Raw genomic sequence first — 17,394 nt, forward strand, 5'->3', positions numbered from 1 at the left:
TAGCTTTAACTTAGATTTGCGAGTAGGAGGTAGGTACTAAAAACGTGCGGGTAATGTTCGACACAATTTTAGCATCGGCGTATTCCGGCATGCCGCTTATTTTTTTCCATTCGGGGTCGCTGCCAAAGGTTTTCCAGTTCTGGTCGTGCTCCGCCATATCGTCGAAAGTAAGCAAGTAAGTTAAGTTAGGCCGCATTTCCCCAATAATAACTTCGCCAAAAAATACCGGCGTTAAACCTACCCGTTTAAAAATAGCAATTTCGCCTTTATTAAACATTTCAATTTTCTTTTTACCGGCGGCTTCGCTGGCGCTTTCGTAGCGGCGCAGTTCAAAAATACGGGATTTCTTTTCGGGTAATTCCATTTTAGCCATATTGGCAAATGCCTCCAGCAACGAACTTTCAATGCGCTGGTAAGCTGGTTCAGTAGCCGGCGCGTTTAAATAAGCGGCGCCAGCTTGCTGGTAAGCCGCATCGGCCAGTAAGCGTTCATTCATCCGGCCAAAATCTTCGATGGATTTAAACGGAATGATTACGTATAATTTAGTAATGGCCGTGGTGGGTTGCTGTTGCGTAAATACGCCCACATTTTTGCTGCCTAAGCGGTTAAGCGCCGGAATAGCGGCATTCTGAAAATAATCTTCGACTAACTTTTGCTGAACATCGTTTTTTAAGGTGTAAACCCGTAATTCGTAATACTCGGGTTTCGTTGCTTTTTGCTTTACCGAGGCCAGGACCGGGTTTAAAAAAGGAACCGTACTGGTTAAACAGCCGCTCAATAGCGAAGCTTTTACAAAGGTACGTCGTTTCATCATGAAGTATAAATTCTGGTTTAATATAAAAAATTTAAAAAATGGAATCGTTCGCGCTCCATCAAGAACTTAAAGGGTAGAAAGAATAAAGTATTTAGTCCTTGAAAAAATAAAAAATTTAAAAAAAGAATAAGTAGGCGCAAACCCGATGCACGCTGAAGTAAATTAGAAAAAGATCTTTACCTGTGCAATCAAAACCATAACAATATCTGCTTTCTGGTTTAAAAACAAAATAATATTGTAATGGCTTAATTTTAAATAAGTAACAGGACAAAATTAAGTTGATAAAAACCTGAGTTTAAGTAATTGATTATTAATTTATTAACGATCGAACAACGAACAACTAAAAACGACCAACTACTTAAATGTTTATGCTATTAAGTATAAGCGAGTTAGATCTTTTAAATTTTTCGTGTGTAAAAGTACTGGTGCTTTAGCCAGAAAGTAAACAGGATTAGCTCTCTTGTTTAAAAAACAGTTGATAGAAATGTAAACCGCGTTCTTCATCGTAGCCTTTTTGCATGTTTTCGGAGTTGCCGTGCACGTAAACATGAAAATTCTTGTCCAGCTTAATCACGCTTTTCAGGAAGCGGGTATTTTTCTTGAAAGCATTTTCGTGAATGTCGAACTCCGGCTTTATTTCAAAGCCGCGATCGGTTTCAAATTCGGTTTTATAACTTTGGAAACTTTGAATTAAATCGGGTTGGGCAATCACTTCGTTCTGGAATTCCTGCAAATCAAAAACTTCTTTTTCTTTTAAAAATTTTACCGATTTATTCAGCAGATCGGCTTGTTCGCCGCGCGATACTTCAAACTCTTCGGGCAAACGCTTTTCCACGAACGCTTTGCACAAACTCATTACATTTTGGGTGTGGTGGTACGCATCCTGGCGCGATTGTACTTTTAAAAAATCGTCTTTCCAGTAAACGGCTTCTTCGCGTTTATTCAGGTTATCTACCGTGAGTACCACAAAACCATGTTCCCGGTCGGTGTTAAAAATGAGGCAGCCTTTATCGAGTTTATTTATGTTTACGCCGTCTTCGCTGTCAATGTCAAACGTATCGCCGCTGGGGTATATTTTCAGGTACGTTTCGCGGTTTTCCGATTTAAACAAACCTACGGCTTCCAGGGCTTCACCATCCAGAACCAAATCGTGGAGGTAGGTTACGTAAAATTCGCCGCCTTTCACGTTGGGGTGCGTACTTTGCTCGTACAGGTGCCGGGCCAGGTTCTCCGATTGTTCCAGAAATGCTTCGGGATTATCAAATATCCGGGCCACAAAATTATACACTTCGTTCAGGTTAATATCCGACTCGTGGTACAAATTATAATATGCCTCAGATTTAAACGGCGATAAAAAATAACGCTGCAATAAATCTTTTACGGTACTGTCCAGGTCGAGCGGTTTTTTAGAAAACTGAATGCTTTCGTCGCGGCTTTTATTGCCAACTTTGTGCAGAATAATGTGTTCTAGTTTAACTTCGGAAGTAACGAGCATAAACGCGGTTATTGAAAAAACAGAACCGCAAAGATACAGGTTTATGCGTACATCAAATCAGGCAATCGGCAGAAGGAAAAAATTAAAAATATTAAAAGCCAATTAGCAATAATAGCCTTTAACCCGATGCGTTGTAACTTTCAGGCAAAATGCCTACACTTGCATTTCTCATGAACCGCGACAAACTAAAGCGTTATTTTAAAAAAATAGGCCTGGCCGGCTTCTTGTTCTTTTTAATTAAAGGCTTAATCTGGCTGTTTATTTTTATGGGCGGCTGGAAACTGGTTAGTCGTTGGTTAAACGGCTAAAGCTACTTTTTCCGGTTGGTAATAGCAGTTTAAAATGGAATCTGGTTCTAAAATGCCGGCCGCAATTTGTTTTACTTTCTCCTGATATTGTGTTTCAATCAGTTCCGCGAGCGGTTGGGCTACCTGGTTAAAATATCTAAAAGCTTCTTTTATTTGCATATCCCATTCTCCATGGAAGTGTAGCAAATCGTTGGGCATTACTTTGGTGCGGGTGGTACCGGGTTCCGGTAAGCATGCAAATGGTTCGGTAGCATTTAAATAGCCGTAATCGTCGGTGAGTTCTTCGCCGGGGTAAATATCGCGCACCGCTAACTCAAAATTATAAGCTGTAGAGATGCAGTTAGAACGGAAGGAATGATTCACGAAGCGGGCATGATCCCAGCATAAAACAAAGTCACCTTTATTATCGCGGTACGTGTAGGTGTTTACTATTTTTTGAAAAACCGAGGGCAACTGGCTTACTTTTTCGGGAGTAAAAACCTGATCGAGCGGGTCAAAAGCCCAGGTAATGGTACCTTTCGGAATAAATTGGGTAGCTACCACACCGTAGCCTATTTCTGTACTAATAAATCGAAGTTCCGTGTGCGGATGAATCATATGGAAACAGGTTTCAGCTCTGATTTGAATGAATGGATTATCTTTAATCGAATAATGGCTACGCATATTTAGGCTTAGTTGTTATTCTAATATTAATAAAACTTCTGAGTATATTTTAGGAAAGAATAACTGAAAATTTTAAATTTTTGGGCGGATTATGGCTGCAGGTGGGAGCGTGTACCTTGTAAGGCCATATCAATGAATACGAAGTAGGAATAACCACCTTTCATGCAATAGTTTATAAATTACATGTTGTTATGGGTAGAGTTCGCGTGAGCGGTCTCTACCCATTTTTTGTGCTGCCAATCTCTGATTGGCGTAATGGAATATGTTGGTAAACGCCAATCGGAGATTGGCTGTCCGGAAAGTGCGTAGAGCGCTACGCTAACTCTAAGCACAACAAAGCGGTTATTTCTAACTCATAACTCTAAACTCATAACTTTTAACTAAATAAAAAAGTACATAAAAAACGCTGTTGAGTAAACCAACAGCGTTTTTTATGTACTTTTTTATTTAGTGACTGCCCGCCGAAGTACCCATATCCTGGCCCCCATCTTCGGTGCTGCTGGCATCGTGCCGGCCCCCTTTCGGTGGGTGTTTCGGATCGTCTACGTTTTGGTTACCGCCGCCGCTGCTACCAGTGGGCGCTTTCGGCACCGACCGGATATCTTTTAAAATATCGTCTTTTTTGTCGTCGCTTTTATCTTGGTTGTCTTTCATCGTCTGTTGATTTAGTGAAACACCGCCGGCTTTGAATGAACCGGTTAATTGTTTACGCAGATTAGAAAGCGGAGTAGCAGAAAAATTTAAAAAATTACTTAATCCCCAGCTTGGTTTTTACCAGGGGCATAATATCGTGGCTGTCTTTGGCGTAAATAAACGAACCGGTGCTGGCATCAAAAATATAATCGTAACCGTTTTCTTTGCCTACATCTTTCACCGCTTTTTCAGCTTTATTTAAGATAGGCTTAAATAATTCTTCGCGCTTTGCGGCTACTTTTTGCTGCCCCGAAGCCTGTGATTGCTGCATTTGCTGTTCCAGGTCCTGAATCGCTTTTATTTTGGTTTGTTTAATCGCATCAACCATTGTTTTTTCCTGGGCCTGAAATTCCGAGATTTGCTTTTGGTAGCTGGTCTGTAAACCGCCAAATTGTTTTTCTAAACCACCCACGTACGCTTGCAAACTGGCTTCGGCTTTTTTAGTTTCGGGCATTAATTTTAATAACTCTGCCGAGTTAATGTAACCAAACTTTTGCCCAGTTCCGGTAGTTGCAGCGGCAACACCACCCTGGGTTTCCAGGGTAGTAGAATCTTCAGAAGATAAATTAATGGCAGGCTTATCTGTTGCCGCTGGCGTAGTGGCGGGGCTTTTGTCTTTTACTTTGGCATTTTGCTGGCAACCCGACAGAAACAAAGTTCCACTTAAAAAAACGCTTACACCAAACAGATAAATTGATTTTTTCATTATGAATAGATACCGTTAAAAAGAATAAAAATTTAAATTAAAATACGAAATAGCATTATTTATCCTCTATTTCCTACGGGTAAGTGGCTTAAATTTAGCAGGGTTTTTACAAAAGCTAACAGTGAGGATACTGCCAATGGGCGAGGCTGTCGTTGGTGTCTTCACAAACGAACCTCTATGTTTTTGCGAAACTTCTAATGGCTACTAATTGGGTAATACCTTTAGGATAAGAAAGCGCCTCTATAATAATTTCGCTTTTATAGACCGTCAATAGGCAGTAAAATTTAAAAAAACGGCGGATTTTTCATTATTAAGATTTTGCGGCTGGTTTCGCAATTCGGGGTTTAGGCGGCGTTTGCGTTTTTAAATTAAGCAAACGCAAATTCCGAAAATCAATGGCGTGGCTTTCGGCTTGCAGCGCAATGTAGCCGGTTTTGAGCGGAGCGCCATCCTGGGCTTTCCAAATTTTGCTGTAGGCATCTTCTTTGCCTTGTTTCCAATACACTTCGCCTATTTCGGGTTTTTGGTAAGTAAACACCGTATCACCTTCAATAATATGCCGGATCAGCGAATCGCCGTAAACTTGTATCTCCGCTTTTACCCAACGGTCGCCGTTATACGTTTTTGATTTGGAGTCGATGCAATGATCAGAAATTAACTTGCCTTGCATGTCGTGCATTTGCGTGCCGGGAGTACATAAATTGCCGGTGTGCCGTTCGCCGGTTCCTAAACCACCCAATAATTGCACTTCCAACGACACCGGAAATTCCTGACCCATGGTTAAACTTTTCGCCGATTGCGAGTGGTACATAATGCCGCTGTTACGCACGTTCCATGCTTCGCCACCGGGCACCTGGTTGCCCAAAAAGCGGTACTCAAACTGCAAAATATAGTGCGAGTAAGGCGTTTTGTAATACATGTGCCCGTATTTGCCATCGAAGTTTTTGTATTCATCATACGACACCCGGATCATATCGCCTTCGGCCCGGAAAGTGTTTTTGTAATTATCGTTTAGGGCATGGCCGGCAATTTTAATATCCCAGCCGGTTAAATCTTTGCCGTTGTACAACGAAATCCATTTTTGCGTTTGGGTTTTTGTTTTTTGTTGCGCTAAAGCCGACGAAAGGGTAAAACTGAAAATCAGGGCGATACAATAAATAGGGCGTAAGTTCCAGATCATGAGGAATGGATAAATATTTAAAGATGAAACCTGAACCGCCAGCCTGAAAAATTAAAAAATTTAAAAAATTGAGCCGGATGTTCTACTAAAATAGCATAGTAAGTAAAAGGACAAATGAAAAGAGATACTTCAGTTTCGCAAACAGACCATCAATTTGCCAATGACTAAGTAACCGGACGAAATTACCTTAAACTATTTAATCTCATAATAAATTGCTTGAATTCAGATTTTTAATACCTATTAGTCTAGGATCTAATATCTAAATACTAGTGTCTAAGTTACTGAATTACTTTACCGCGGCCGGCGTACTCATGTCGGTGTTGCTTATAAAAGCAATTCGTTTGCTGTCCGGCGACCACGACGGCGTGTTAATAGAACCCTGGCCTCCGTATAAATAAGCTATTATTTTCGGCTGTCCACCGGCAATTGGCATCAGGCGTAAATACACGTGCTTATAAAACGGATGATCATCGGACTTTACTTCTTTTTTATCAAACGATAACATCACCATCCATTTGCCATCCGGCGATACGTGCGGAAACCAGTCGTTGTATTCGCCGGTAGTTACGGTCTCTTGTTGGCTGCCATCGGGCCGCATGCGCCAGATTTGCATGGTGCCGGTGCGGTTCGAGTTAAAGTAAATATATTTACCATCGGGGGTATATTCTGAGCCATCATCGAGGCCCTGAGCCGTGGTTAAACGTACTTCCGGGCCACCGCCGACCGGAACTTTGTAAATATCAAATTCTTTGTTGCGCTCGCCGGTAAATAATAGCGATTTGCCATCCGGCGACCAACCGTGCAGGTAAGAAGGGCCTGTGGGCGTAATTTGTTTGGGTTTGCCGCCGGTAACCGGTACGGTGTATACCATAGAACCGTATTTTGGATCACCGCTGGAACTACTTAAACCCAGCATTTTACCATCAAAAGAAAGTACGTGGTCGTTATTGTTTTTCTTTACAAAGTCGGTGTTTAATACCTGCGGCGTTTTTTTAGCCAGATTAAAGGTGTACATCAAACCTTCGGCGTTGTAAATTAAATCTTTACCATCCGGCGTCCAGTTAGGGGCTTGTAACGATTTGGGCGAGGTATAAATAATTTGCCGGTTGCCGGTAGTTACATCCATTAACTCGATCTGGCTGCCAATGTATTCTTTATAAGGAACAAAGTTTTCGCGGGCCGGGATACTAATGCGCACATCCCGGAAAGTAGCTTTTTCGGTAACATCAGGGTTGTGGGCGCAAATAAATAAACCCACGTATACTTCGTCGCCTAAATTAACATCGGTAATTTCGGAAATAACAAACGGTTCGCCAAAGCGAGCTACCTTCATAATATACTTACCCCCGCGTCTTTCCAGTTGAAAAACATCCGGCGCTGTTACGGTAGATCGTACTTCTTCGGTGGCAGCACCGGTGCTGCGCCGGAACTGCAAAGCCGTGAGGCCATCGCCGTGAATGGAAGTATTAACATTAGCTGATTTAGAATCTAAGCTGGTGCGCACCATCCAGCCAATTTTGCGGTGCGGATCCACGCCTTTCCCTACCAGGTTGCCCCGCGAGTACAGAATAAAATCGCCTTTCAGTTGCTTCCACATAAACTGAAACTCATCGTGGTCGCCCCAGATATTGGTGCCGGACCCGCTTAACTGGTACTGCCCGGTACTGGCGTTAAAAGTGGCGGATCCGGCTTTTTTTACCGTGCCCACGTCGTTGTTTTTCTCAAACACTCCTAGTTGCTGGGCTTGGACAGCAAAAGCAGGAAAAAGCAATAATCCGGCGCAAAAGGCTACCAGCAAGGTAAAGGTGTAAGCGTTATTTTTCATTCGGAATAGATAGGTTGCAAACTGGCCAAAGATGATCGTTTCGGAAAAGCGCAGTCTTGGTTTTTAATGGTTACAAGATAAATATTTGCCACCATTATCGATACATTTTAAAATATTTATTACGCTCCCGTGAAAATTGGCTGGACCTTAATCAACAAATGGAGCACTTGGCTTTAGGCAGGCTGACTGTATAAAAATTTAAAAAATGAGAGTAGTAAGAGATAAACTAGTTCTGGCTTTTGCCGAAACACCCGCAATCTGTGACCCGAATGAAGTGATGCCGATATTACCGGAATTCTGATTTATAAAATAAAAAAGACGCATCTAAGTGCGCCTTTGTACTATAAATCCATTTTTAGATCAGGATTACAATTCTTTGATTTTGATGTTGCGGTAATACGCTTTGTTGCCGTGGTCTTGCAGAGCAATAAAGCCGGTAGTAACTTTGGCATAATCCGGATAATCTTTCCATTTGCCTTCGGCCCGTTGCTTTTTCCAGAAATCGCTGCTACGTTCAAACTCCACAATTTTTTCGCCGTTTAGCCAATGCTCCACGTGACCATTATTAAAAATAATTTTGCTGGTGTTCCACTCGCCCACTGGTTTTAGTTTCTTTTTTTCGTTAGCCGGCGCAATGGCGTAATCCGCGCCGGCTTGTTGCCAGTTTTCCAGTTTCTCCGGGAAGCCGATGTCGTCCATTACCTGGTACTCGGGACCGGTTTCGTACGGCGATTGGTATTTCTTATCTTCTACTACGTGGTACATTACCCCGCTATTGCTGCCTTTGTCAACTTTCCAGTCCCAGGTAAGCTCAAAGTTGCTGTATTTTTTATCACTTACTAAATCGCCGCCGTGCGCATCTTTAGCGGCTCCCAGGCATACTAAAGCGCCATCTTCCACAGTCCAGTTTTTTACTTCGCCGGTTTTATTAAAGCCGTGCCAGCCCGCCAGCGATTTGCCATCGAATAAATCTACGGCTTCGCCGGTAGAAGTAGCAGAAGCCGTGGAATCAGCGGTAGGAGCAGTTTCGGTGGCAGCAGGCGCTTCTTTCGATTCGGTTTTAGTGCCCTGGTTGCAACTCGCAACGGCGCTGCCCAAAGCAATTAAACTTACCAGAATAATTTGTTTTTTCATTTTAGCTTTTTGGTAGAAGGTTATAAAGGCCAATATACAAGTTACCCGCGAACTTTATTTATTTTGTTCGGCAACAATTATTCTGATTACCTAAAGAAAGGCTTACGGTTAATTATTGGTACTTCCGGGTGAGATAAACTGGGGCGTATGAAAATCTAAAATTCCGGTTTCGGGCCACGGGCCTTCCGGAATGTGCAGGGTAACATGCGGCCACGAAACGTAAAATTCGTTCTGCATGGTGGTAGCCGTAACTAAGTTTTTTAATACAATTTCGAGATCATCTACCCGCCATACATCTTCATTGGGGTCATTATTCTTGTTTTGAGAAGCCAGAATAGCTTCTTGGCCTACCCGCGAAACCACCAAAGTAGAGCAAGGCGGGCTCCAACAACCCAAGCCCGAAAATACAGCATGTAACCGGGCAGCTATGTCGCTGCCTCCCACCGATTCCATGGTTACGGCGCACGCCAACGGCTTACCAAAAAGCGCCGAAGAGTTCTCGAAGGAAGTGATTACTTCCATAAACCGTTGCAACGGCGAACCCCAATTACTCCAATAAGTACCCGAAACAACCAAAAATCCGTTGCTCTCTTGTAGTAATTTATAAACCGCTTGTATGCTGGGTTTAGGTTCCGCTAAAGTAAGGATGGAAGCAGCAGCGGCCAGGTTATTTACCAGATATTCTGCTGCCATTTTTGCCAAAAGCCCGGAATTGCCCTACGTACCCCTAATGGAACCGTTGATGATTAAAATTTTCTTTTGTTTACCTTCCATTTCCCGGAGTAGAGTTACGGCTTAGGCGCTGCTGTTTTTCGGTTGTGCGCTTAAGCCGTATTTTTAATTTTTATTACACCCGTATCTGGCCATTGCCTTTTACCACCCATTTATAACTAGTTAGTTCTTCCAAACCCATCGGGCCGCGGGCGTGCAGTTTTTGGGTACTAATGCCAATTTCGGCCCCTAAACCAAACTGTGCGCCATCGGTGAAGGCCGTAGAGGTGTTGGCAAATACGGCGGCGGCATCCACGCTGTTTAAAAATTGCGCTACGTGCGCGGCATCTTCCGAAATAATGGCTTCGCTGTGTTTAGAAGAATGCGCGGCAATATGCGCCAGGGCAGCGTTCAGGTCTTTCACGGTTTTTAAGGCCAGCTTTAAGGATAAAAACTCAATGCCAAAATGTTCTTCCTGGGCTGGTTTTAATAACTCGGCCGGGTACGTTTCTTTTAATACTGCAAAGGCTGGTTCATCAGCAAAGATCTCAACTTGTTTTTCGGCGAGCAAAGAAGTTAGTTCGGGTAAATCGGGCAGGCGGTTTTCGTGTACCAGTAAACAATCCAGGGCATTACAAACGCTTACCCGCCGGGTTTTGGCATTGGCAATAATGGCCTTGCCTTTTTCAAGATTTCCGGTTTCGTCGAAGAAGGTGTGTACAATACCCGCCCCGGTTTCTATAACCGGAATTTTCGCGTTTTGCCGAACCATATCAATTAAGCCCTGACTGCCGCGCGGAATAAGGACATCTACAAAGCCCCGGGCCTGCAATAAAGCTTCGGTGGCGGATCGGTCGAGGGGAAGCAGCGCTACAATGTTGGGGTCAATTTGGTGTTGAGCTAATACTTCGTGAATAATTTTTAAAATTGCGGCATTGGAATCGGCGGCATCGCTGCCCCCTTTTAAAATACAGGCATTACCGGTTTTTAAACACAACGAAAAAACATCAAAAGTTACATTGGGCCGGGCTTCGTAAATAATACCCACTACGCCTAAAGGCACGCTTATTTTTGAAATTTCTAACCCATTTGGTAAGTCCTTCTGCAGCAAGGTACGGCCCAGCGGCGAAGGTAAACCCGCTACGTTGCGAAGATCACGGGCAATATCTTCCAGGCGGGCAGCCGTTAATTTTAAGCGGTCATACTTGGGATCATCCGGGTTCATGCGAGCCAGGTCTTTCTCGTTTTCCGAAAGGATCAAATCGGTTTGAGCCACGGCTTGCGTTGCTAAATCCAGCAGGATGGCGTTTATTTTTTCGGCTGGTACCAGGCCTAGGGTTTGACTGGCTTTTTGGGTATTTTTAAAGGTATCTTGTAAGGTCATGGTATTAATAATAAAACAAATTACGGATGAGTAGTTTGTTTTAAGCTCTGTGCTAAAGGTACTGTATTATTTAAAATATGCGAATGCCAGGTTTATTTGCTGTTTGTTCCTGGTGTCTTTTTCGGTTTTTAGACTGCGGTGCTATTTAGTTATAACTATTTACCGGCGCAAGTTTAAAAAACTATCCGGTAACTTTCGTGACTTTACTTCGGCAAATAACCGCAACAATCAACTTCACGGATTAGGTCTTATACTTTAAAAAATTAAGATAATAGTTATGCAGCTGTACTTACTTAGAGCCTTTTCGTGTCTTCAGGCTCAAGTGCTATCTAGTTTGTTATATAATTCGTTTGCCTTCTGGCCGGCGGGCCTCGTTACCCCTCCGCTTACGGCACCTCCCCTAAAAACAGGGGAGGAGATGTAGCTATTCCGATTTTTCCTTTCCTCGACTTGGTCTTCGAATTTTGCTTCGCAGAACCGAAACCTTAAAAGGCCTTCAATAGTAAAACTGGTGTTAGTTACACTTAGCTGCGGCTATTACTTCTTTCATTTTTCTAATACTTAAATTTTAATAATCTGAATAGAAGGAGTTATTAACCTAAGTGCTTATAATCAATAAATTTTTTAAATTTTCTGTGATTCTACGTTTAACCTACTTCCGTATTTAAGAAAAGATAATCGTAGTGTACGAGTGGTTTTTGGTTTTGCTGGCCCAGGCGTTCCTGCGCTTTATCGGAGCTGTACTCGGCAATGCCTTGGCCGATTAGTTTTTGGTTTTCGTCGAGTAGTTTAATAATATCTCCTTTTTGAAATTCACCAATAATATTAATAACTCCCACCGGTAACAAACTGGTGGCTTTGGCCGAGGTAAGAGCGGCTTTAGCGCCGGCGTTGATCTGCACGGCGCCTTTGGCGTAATTCTCGGCGTGGGCAATCCATTTTTTGCGGCCCGATTTGTTTTTGCTAGGAATAAAGCGGGTATTTACTACTTCCTGCTGCAGCACTTTCGGGATAATATTCTCTGTTTTGCCGTTGGCAATGTGTACCGCAATGCCCAATTGCGCTACTTTGTGGGCCATGTGGCTCTTGGTAAGCATGCCGCCGCGGCCAAATTGTGATCGCTGGGTAGTAACAAAAGCCCCAAAACCGGTAGCTTCGGGCTGGATATCCGTAATTACCACGGATGCCGGATTTTTCGGGTCGCCGTTGTAGATGCCGTTTACGTTGCTCAAAATAATTAAAGCGTCGGCGTTTAACATAGAAGCAATTAAGCCGGCCAACTCGTCGTTATCGGTAAACATGAGCTCCGTTACCGAGATTACGTCGTTCTCGTTCACAACCGGAATAACGTTATTCTGGAGTAAAACCTGGAAGCAATTTTTTAAATTTAAGTAATGCTGCCGGTCCCGGAAATCTTCTTTGGTAACCAATACCTGGGCACAAATTAAATCGTGTTGGCCGAAAAGTTCGGAATAAGTATTTATCAGTTTTACCTGCCCCACGGCGGCCAGTAATTGCCGGCTGGTAACGGCATCGGCTTTTTCGGAAACACGAATCAAGCTCCGCCCCGAAGCTACCGCTCCCGACGAAACGACAATTACCTCTTTGCCCTGTTTTTTTAACTGCGTAATTTGCTCTACCAGGTGCTGCATGCGGGCAAGGTCGGGCATGCCGTTTTCCTGGGTAAGTACGTTAGAACCTATTTTTACAATTAATCTGCGGTAGGAGAGCGCCATAAGAAATCTGCACAAAAATTTACTGGCGGTAATGTTAAGCGTTTCTGCGGAATATTGCAGCACAATTTTATTTCGTACAGCAGATTCCTTAATTTCCCGGCCATTATAGCGGCTACTCTGGTTCTTCCGAAATGACTTTAACTACCGATTTTATTCTTCAGCACAGTGTTTTGTTAGCTGAATCTTTTAAGCGTGCCACCGGGCAAGTTTTACTAACCGGCGATTTTACTCCCGAAAAATTGGCGCCGCAACTCTACCAAGCGCCTTTTGTATTGCTGTCACACGGTACGCAGACCGATCCGGTATTTAATTACGCGAACCAAACGGCGCAACAACTTTGGGAAATGTCCTGGCAAGCGTTTACGCAATTGCCCTCCCGGCTTTCGGCGGAGCCCGTGGCCGTAGCCGAAAGACAAGCCATGCTGGAAGAAGCCCGCCAAAAAGGATTTATCTCGAACTACAACGGCGTCCGGATTTCGAGTACCGGTAAACGGTTTATCATTAAAAACGCTATTCTCTGGAATATTTACGACTCCACCGGAACATACCATGGGCAGGCCGCTACTTTTAAAGAATGGGAGTTTTTATAGTGGTAAAGCTTTTAATTGCGGGAAGCGTTTATTTATGAAAAGCCATGGCAAAGCTAAAAGTACGCTTCCGAAATTTAAATTAAAATAAGGTCCTATTTAGTTTGTTGAAACACCTATTATAAACTGCTTTTCTAATTATAAGAAGTAGGCTTAGATTTCTCGACTGGTTCGAAATGAATTTGGTTTTTTGTAACCTCCTACAATTAGGTTTTTTTAAATTTTTCTATTTTTCACATCTATTTTACTGCGCTTGACCAAAGTGTTTATCGGCAAAGCTGAGGTACTGCTGCCAATCGTAAAGCGTTACATCGTGTTTGCCGCTGCGGTTGTGGTACCGCACCGTTTCACCAACGGGTTGGTTTAAGCCGGGCATTGCCGAACTGTCAATGCCTTTTTTGCCGAATAAAGCATAAACGGGAGCAGTAGCCTGAGCGCTCAAAAATTCGCCTTTCGGGTCGGACCATTGATCTTCCTGGGCGCTGGCTACGTACAAAGGGCGAGGTGCTACCAAAGCTAATAATTGGTGCTGATCGACGGGCATTTGGTTAGGATTATGATCGAACTTGCGGTAATTTGGGCTGAACCAATGCGGAAATGCTTCATTTAAGCGGGCTACGGTTTCGCCGTACCACCGCCGGGCCAGAGCTGCTCCGCCTTCGCCGGATTCGTTGGAAATAATTATAGCAAAGCGCGGATCGTTTACGCCGGCCCACAACGCTGCTTTACCAATGCGCGAATGCCCTTGCAGGGCTACTTTTTTAGCGTTAACCGCCGGTTCGGTTTCTAAATAATCCAACATGCGGCTCATGCCCCAGGCCCAAGCCCCGATTGCTCCCCACTCGTTCGGTTGAATTTTTAAATTTTTACGGAGTTGCGTCCGGATACCGGTTTTATAGCCTTCGGGATAATCAGGTTCCAGGTCGCCGTAGTAGGCAGTAGCTAAGCCGTAACCGCGCGCGATTATTTCTTCCACTACCCAACGGCTGGCTTGTAAACCGCGCGTTTGTTCGTTGGCGCGGTTCCCGGTTATGCCCGCATTTTTATCTTCGGCTACCCAGCGCGAGGTAACTTTAATCTGCGGATCGGGGTGCACGGTGTGATTGCCTTTAAAATTTAAACCCGCAAATACGGGTACAGGTCCTTTCGCTTGTTTGGGCAGGAACAGCAACACGTCCATGCTGGCCCCGGTATCCGCGGGAGTAAAGTAAATAGTTACTTGCTTTAAAATAGCCTTGCCGCCCAAGGCTTGTTTATCTTCCGAAACTACCTTGTAGTGCATACCGGCGGGTTTACCCGGTAATCTTCCGTACACATTATCGGCAAACAACTTTAAGAGCGCGGGTCGTTGGGTGGTGTTCCACTGCGTGGCCGAAGTTATTTTCTGGCCACCGGTAGTTTGGAGCAAAGGTGGCAGGGTGTAGGTGCCCACCTGCGATTCGTCGTAGTTAAATTTTCCCGGTTCCTGCGCCAAGCCCGGGAAAAAAGATAAACTCGCGCAGCTAAACAACCCGAATGTTAATAGTACCGCTGTTTTTTTCATAGTTGGCTGAAGTAAAAAAGGAAGATAAGTATTTACCGGGAAACAGCACAAAAGCTGGAAATAAATTATCTTTAAGCACTTATTTAATAAGACAAATTAGCGGGCTAATTTCCGTGGTAAGTAACTGTAATAAATTTGAAGCAGCTTCAAGAATAATTTAAAAAATCAGCCGGCGCGGTATGTGGCGACAGAGAATAACGCGATTGATTACCTTTAATCGGTCTTATCAATCCTGCACAAAATTTAAAAAAACAACGGTGGGCGGAGTCCTGATTGTGGCCTTGCTGGGCCTGTTGCTGGTTTTTTTAAATTTTTGGTTTCCGTTGCGGGTACAAATCACTTATTCGCCGGTAATTACCGCCAGTGATGGCAGCGTAATTAACGCTTTTTTAAGTCCGGATGATAAATGGCGCATGCAGCTGCAAACCCACGAAATTAATCCCTTGCTCAAAAAAGCCATTCTCCTGAAAGAAGACCGGTATTTTTATTATCACCCGGGCGTGAACCCGGTAGCTTTGAGCCGGGCTTTGGTAAATAATGTAATTGCGGGAAAAACTACTTCCGGCGCTTCCACCATTACCATGCAGGTGGCCCGTTTGCTTTACCCTAGGCAAAGAACAATTCCGAATAAATTAAAAGAGTTGTTCCGAGCCTTAAAGTTAGAACTAAATTACAGCAAAGACGAAATTTTAACTTTATACCTGAACCTCGTTCCTTTTGGCGGCAATATCGAAGGGATAAAAGCCGCCTCGGTGTTATACTTTCAACAATCGCCGCAGGAGCTTAGCCTGGCCCAGGCCGTTACTTTAACCGTTATTCCGAATAAGCCTTCGAGCTTGCGAATTGGCATGAAAAACGACCGGATTGTAAGTTTCCGGAACAAGTGGCTCTGGTATTTTGCCAAACAAAAAGCTTTTCCGGCCAAAGAAATTGCCGATGCCATCAACGAACCGTTAGTCGCTTATCGAAGCGAAGCTCCGCAGATTGCGCCGCATTTTGCCTACCGGCTGCAAAAACAATTCCCGAACCAGGCCATTATTCAAACTAATTTAAACCGCGCCATTCAGGAAAAAGTGGCCCAATTAGCCTATAATTACCAAGGAACGCTGCGGGCCAGGAATATCCGGAATGCTTCGGTGTTAGTTATTAATAATCAAACCAAAGCGGTAGAGGCTTACCTGGGTTCCGCCGATTTTTCCGACCACGAACACGGGGGACAGGTAGATGGCGTTCGGGCGAACCGATCGCCGGGCAGTACTTTAAAGCCGCTTTTATACGCTCTGGCGTTCGACAAAGGCCTGATTACCCCCGCACCGTGATCAGCGATGTGCCCGTCGATTACGCCGGCTACCGCCCCGAAAATTATTTCGGCAACTACAACGGCAACATTACCATTGAATATGCCCTGGCTACCTCGTTAAACATTCCGGCGGTAAAAATCCTCGACCAGCTTACTGTACCGGTTTTTGTAGATAAATTAAAACAAGCGCAGTTTTCCCAAATTAAAAAAACCGGCGATCAATTAGGTTTATCGGTGATTTTGGGCGGTTGTGATGTAAAGCTCGAAGAACTAACGGCCTTGTACGCCAGCTTTGCCAGCCAGGGACGCTACGCGCCCTTGCGGTGGCAGCAACAAGATCCGTTAAAGTACCAGCGGCAACTCTTGTCGCCCACCGCTACTTACCTGGTAAACCAGATTTTAACGCAGTTGCAGCGCCCCGATTTACCGCATAATTTTCAGAACAGCGGGCATTTGCCCCGCATCGCCTGGAAAACCGGCACCTCGTACGGCCGCAAAGATGCCTGGAGCATTGGGTACAACAAAAAATACACAGTAGGCGTATGGGTCGGTAATTTTTCGGGCGAAGGCGTACCCGAGCTAAACGGTACCGACTCGGCGACCCCCTTGTTGTTTGATATTTTTAATACTATTGATTATAACTCCGCCAACGATTGGTTTGCGGCTCCGCCGGGTTTGGCCCAGCGTTCTGTTTGTACGGCCACGGGCTTGCCCGCCAATACTTTTTGCCAAAACCGGGTACTCGATGCTTATCTGCCCGGTATTTCGCCGGTAGCCAAATGCACGCATTTAAAACCCGTAATGGTTTCGGAAAATCAGCAATTTGCGTATTGTACTACGTGCTTGCCCGAAAGCGGCTATTTGCAGAAATGGTACCCGAATTATACGCCGGAAATTCTGGCTTTTTACGAAGCGGAACACATACCCTATGAGAAAATACCGGCTCATAATCCGCAGTGTTCGCGCATTTTCAGTGAGTTTGCGCCGGTGATTACCGCCCCAACTTCCAATATGGAGTATTTACTGGAACGGGCCGAAAAACAAAAATTAATGCTGCATTGCAATACCCACAACGAAGTAAAACAAGTGTATTGGTACATCAACGACCAGTTGCTGCAAGCGGTCCCTGTCAATCAAAATTTGTTCTTCACGCCCGAAAAAGCGGGTAAATACAAAATCTCCTGCCTCGATGATCAGGGCCGCAATACCGATAGCTACATCACCGTCCGGTTTCTGGATTAAAATTTAAAAAAAAGCTATACTTGCTTGCATAGGTTGCGTATTTTCTAATAAACCGTTTCTTTTATTAAAAAGT

Annotated in this window: 17 protein-coding genes; 5 read left to right on the forward strand and 12 right to left on the reverse strand. The window is 44.1% G+C overall.

All coding sequences use genetic code 11. The features are described 5' to 3' along the window. Positions 1-10: 10 nt before the first annotated feature. Together AHMF7616_RS01835 and AHMF7616_RS01840 are read right to left on the reverse strand one after the other, a co-directional pair. The gene (locus AHMF7616_RS01835; protein WP_233507254.1) at positions 11-814 is read right to left on the reverse strand and encodes an NIPSNAP family protein; all 804 of its coding nucleotides are present in this window, start codon (positions 812-814) and stop codon (positions 11-13) included. Between the two features lie 451 nt (positions 815-1,265). Continuing rightward, the gene (locus tag AHMF7616_RS01840; RefSeq protein WP_115371337.1) at positions 1,266-2,309 is read right to left on the reverse strand and encodes a nucleoid-associated protein; all 1,044 of its coding nucleotides are present in this window, start codon (positions 2,307-2,309) and stop codon (positions 1,266-1,268) included. A 149-nt stretch (positions 2,310-2,458) separates the two neighbouring features. Here AHMF7616_RS01840 and AHMF7616_RS26280 point away from each other — a divergent pair, with 149 nt between their 5' ends. Continuing rightward, positions 2,459-2,617, forward strand: coding sequence for a hypothetical protein (locus AHMF7616_RS26280; protein WP_158546073.1), 159 nt, complete (start codon positions 2,459-2,461; stop codon positions 2,615-2,617). Here AHMF7616_RS26280 and AHMF7616_RS01845 read toward each other — a convergent pair. From AHMF7616_RS01845 to proB, 9 genes are all read right to left on the reverse strand, one after another. Next, positions 2,606-3,214: an SET domain-containing protein gene (locus AHMF7616_RS01845; RefSeq protein ID WP_115371338.1), complete on the reverse strand. Its 609-nt coding sequence runs from the start codon at positions 3,212-3,214 to the stop codon at positions 2,606-2,608. The two genes, AHMF7616_RS26280 and AHMF7616_RS01845, sit on opposite strands and share 12 nt — an antisense overlap. 513 nt (positions 3,215-3,727) lie before the next feature. After that, on the reverse strand, positions 3,728-3,934 hold the full coding sequence (locus tag AHMF7616_RS01850; RefSeq protein ID WP_115371339.1) for a hypothetical protein: 207 nt from the start codon (positions 3,932-3,934) through the stop codon (positions 3,728-3,730). 94 nt (positions 3,935-4,028) lie between these two features. Then, the gene (locus AHMF7616_RS01855; RefSeq protein ID WP_115371340.1) at positions 4,029-4,679 is read right to left on the reverse strand and encodes an OmpH/Skp family outer membrane protein; all 651 of its coding nucleotides are present in this window, start codon (positions 4,677-4,679) and stop codon (positions 4,029-4,031) included. Between the two features lie 310 nt (positions 4,680-4,989). After that, a complete protein-coding gene (locus AHMF7616_RS01860; protein ID WP_115371341.1) occupies positions 4,990-5,859 on the reverse strand; it encodes a 3-keto-disaccharide hydrolase in 870 nt (289 codons plus the stop codon). A gap of 286 nt (positions 5,860-6,145) precedes the next feature. Further along, a complete protein-coding gene (locus tag AHMF7616_RS01865; protein WP_115371342.1) occupies positions 6,146-7,684 on the reverse strand; it encodes a TolB family protein in 1,539 nt (512 codons plus the stop codon). A 366-nt stretch (positions 7,685-8,050) separates the two neighbouring features. Then, positions 8,051-8,818 (reverse strand): 3-keto-disaccharide hydrolase, encoded by a 768-nt coding sequence (locus AHMF7616_RS01870; RefSeq protein WP_115371343.1) that lies wholly within the window; start codon positions 8,816-8,818, stop codon positions 8,051-8,053. Positions 8,819-8,926: 108 nt separating this feature from the next. Continuing rightward, on the reverse strand, positions 8,927-9,511 hold the full coding sequence (locus tag AHMF7616_RS01875) for an NAD(P)H-dependent oxidoreductase (RefSeq protein ID WP_199474050.1): 585 nt from the start codon (positions 9,509-9,511) through the stop codon (positions 8,927-8,929). Positions 9,512-9,665: 154 nt separating this feature from the next. Continuing rightward, positions 9,666-10,913 (reverse strand): glutamate-5-semialdehyde dehydrogenase, encoded by a 1,248-nt coding sequence (locus tag AHMF7616_RS01880; RefSeq protein ID WP_115371344.1) that lies wholly within the window; start codon positions 10,911-10,913, stop codon positions 9,666-9,668. Between the two features lie 647 nt (positions 10,914-11,560). Further along, entirely contained in the window at positions 11,561-12,649 is a 1,089-nt protein-coding gene (gene proB, locus AHMF7616_RS01885) for a glutamate 5-kinase (protein ID WP_115375414.1), read from the reverse strand. Positions 12,650-12,780: 131 nt separating this feature from the next. Here proB and AHMF7616_RS01890 point away from each other — a divergent pair, with 131 nt between their 5' ends. Then, positions 12,781-13,239, forward strand: coding sequence for an MEKHLA domain-containing protein (locus AHMF7616_RS01890; protein ID WP_115371345.1), 459 nt, complete (start codon positions 12,781-12,783; stop codon positions 13,237-13,239). A gap of 241 nt (positions 13,240-13,480) precedes the next feature. On the opposite strand, the gene AHMF7616_RS01895 is transcribed toward AHMF7616_RS01890, so the two are convergent. Continuing rightward, positions 13,481-14,779: a glucuronyl esterase domain-containing protein gene (locus tag AHMF7616_RS01895; protein ID WP_115371346.1), complete on the reverse strand. Its 1,299-nt coding sequence runs from the start codon at positions 14,777-14,779 to the stop codon at positions 13,481-13,483. 2 nt (positions 14,780-14,781) lie between these two features. On the opposite strand from AHMF7616_RS01895, the gene AHMF7616_RS26285 reads away from it, so the two are divergent. From AHMF7616_RS26285 to AHMF7616_RS27645, 3 genes are read left to right on the forward strand one after another with little or no spacing between them, the layout of a single operon-like run. Further along, complete coding sequence (locus tag AHMF7616_RS26285) at positions 14,782-14,940, forward strand: hypothetical protein (RefSeq protein WP_158546074.1); 159 nt, start codon at positions 14,782-14,784, stop codon at positions 14,938-14,940. 42 nt (positions 14,941-14,982) lie between these two features. Then, positions 14,983-16,098: a transglycosylase domain-containing protein gene (locus AHMF7616_RS27640; protein ID WP_317047571.1), complete on the forward strand. Its 1,116-nt coding sequence runs from the start codon at positions 14,983-14,985 to the stop codon at positions 16,096-16,098. Next, positions 16,095-17,321 carry a penicillin-binding transpeptidase domain-containing protein gene (locus tag AHMF7616_RS27645; RefSeq protein ID WP_317047572.1) on the forward strand — a complete coding sequence of 409 codons (1,227 nt, stop codon included), beginning with the start codon at positions 16,095-16,097 and terminating at the stop codon, positions 17,319-17,321. The genes AHMF7616_RS27640 and AHMF7616_RS27645 overlap by 4 nt, the downstream gene beginning before the upstream one ends. Positions 17,322-17,394 lie beyond the last annotated feature (73 nt).

The organism is Adhaeribacter pallidiroseus (assembly GCF_003340495.1).
Classification (GTDB): domain Bacteria; phylum Bacteroidota; class Bacteroidia; order Cytophagales; family Hymenobacteraceae; genus Adhaeribacter; species Adhaeribacter pallidiroseus.

Excerpts from the sequence above, each read along its gene's own strand:
- AHMF7616_RS01835 (WP_233507254.1), bottom strand. The coding sequence starts at position 814 with ATGATGAAACGACGTACCTTTGTAAAAGCTTCGCTATTGAGCGGCTGT.
- AHMF7616_RS01855 (WP_115371340.1), bottom strand. The coding sequence starts at position 4,679 with ATGAAAAAATCAATTTATCTGTTTGGTGTAAGCGTTTTTTTAAGTGGA.
- AHMF7616_RS01890 (WP_115371345.1), top strand. The coding sequence starts at position 12,781 with ATGACTTTAACTACCGATTTTATTCTTCAGCACAGTGTTTTGTTAGCT.
- AHMF7616_RS01880 (WP_115371344.1), bottom strand. The coding sequence starts at position 10,913 with ATGACCTTACAAGATACCTTTAAAAATACCCAAAAAGCCAGTCAAACC.
- AHMF7616_RS01845 (WP_115371338.1), bottom strand. The coding sequence starts at position 3,214 with ATGATTCATCCGCACACGGAACTTCGATTTATTAGTACAGAAATAGGC.
- proB (WP_115375414.1), bottom strand. The coding sequence starts at position 12,649 with ATGGCGCTCTCCTACCGCAGATTAATTGTAAAAATAGGTTCTAACGTA.
- AHMF7616_RS01875 (WP_199474050.1), bottom strand. The coding sequence starts at position 9,511 with ATGGCAGCAGAATATCTGGTAAATAACCTGGCCGCTGCTGCTTCCATC.
- AHMF7616_RS01865 (WP_115371342.1), bottom strand. The coding sequence starts at position 7,684 with ATGAAAAATAACGCTTACACCTTTACCTTGCTGGTAGCCTTTTGCGCC.
- AHMF7616_RS01860 (WP_115371341.1), bottom strand. The coding sequence starts at position 5,859 with ATGATCTGGAACTTACGCCCTATTTATTGTATCGCCCTGATTTTCAGT.
- AHMF7616_RS01840 (WP_115371337.1), bottom strand. The coding sequence starts at position 2,309 with ATGCTCGTTACTTCCGAAGTTAAACTAGAACACATTATTCTGCACAAA.
- AHMF7616_RS26280 (WP_158546073.1), top strand. The coding sequence starts at position 2,459 with ATGCCTACACTTGCATTTCTCATGAACCGCGACAAACTAAAGCGTTAT.
- AHMF7616_RS01870 (WP_115371343.1), bottom strand. The coding sequence starts at position 8,818 with ATGAAAAAACAAATTATTCTGGTAAGTTTAATTGCTTTGGGCAGCGCC.
- AHMF7616_RS01850 (WP_115371339.1), bottom strand. The coding sequence starts at position 3,934 with ATGAAAGACAACCAAGATAAAAGCGACGACAAAAAAGACGATATTTTA.
- AHMF7616_RS01895 (WP_115371346.1), bottom strand. The coding sequence starts at position 14,779 with ATGAAAAAAACAGCGGTACTATTAACATTCGGGTTGTTTAGCTGCGCG.